Origin of the sequence: Nocardia aurantia (genome assembly GCF_009604425.1) — a bacterium.
GTDB lineage: Bacteria > Actinomycetota > Actinomycetes > Mycobacteriales > Mycobacteriaceae > Nocardia > Nocardia aurantia.
Genome location: NZ_WEGI01000061.1, coordinates 1 through 669 on the forward strand (window position 1 = coordinate 1; position 669 = coordinate 669).

Sequence of the window (669 nt, forward strand, 5' to 3'; positions counted from 1 at the left end):
AGCGTGGCAGCGACACCGCCACCAGCTTCTCCGGACCCACACCACGCCCGATCAGCACCCGCGCCAACCGCGACGACAAGTCATCGAGCTCACCGTAGGTGACCGAACGACCGTTGTACCGCACCGCAATACGGTCACGGCCGAGCCGTGTGCCGTGGGTGAGCAGGTCGGGAAGGAGCCGGGTGGCCGTCACCTCGTCGCTGTGGACGTGGGTGAGTTCGCGATATTCGTCGGCACTCAGGAACGGCAGATCACCGACCGGTGTCCGCGGAGCGGCGATGATGCCTTCCAGGAGACGGGTGAACCGCTGCGCGAACACCTCGACTGTCGATTCGTCGAACAGGTCGCGGGCGAACGAGAACACGCCGGTCATGCCGTCGGCATGTTCCTCGACGGTGAGTGACAGATCGAATTGGGTTGTGTCGAGGTCGTATTCGAATGTCCCGACGTGCAATCCGGGGAGCTCGAACGACGTCTCGGGCAGATTCCGGAAGGACAGTGCGACCTGGAACAGCGGTGTGCGGGCGGTGGACCGCTCCGGATTCACCAACTCCACCAACCGCTCGAACGGAATATCCGCATGCGCGAACGCCGCCAGATCACCATCCTTGGTCGCCGCCACCAACTGCTCGAACGACTCCCCACCGGACACCCGACTCCGCAACACCA

1 protein-coding gene is annotated in these 669 nt (G+C 64.1%); it reads right to left on the reverse strand.

What is annotated here, in order from left to right; translation table 11 throughout:
* Positions 1-669: condensation domain-containing protein (locus NRB56_RS38160; protein ID WP_153349246.1), on the reverse strand; the 669-nt coding region annotated here is incomplete at both ends.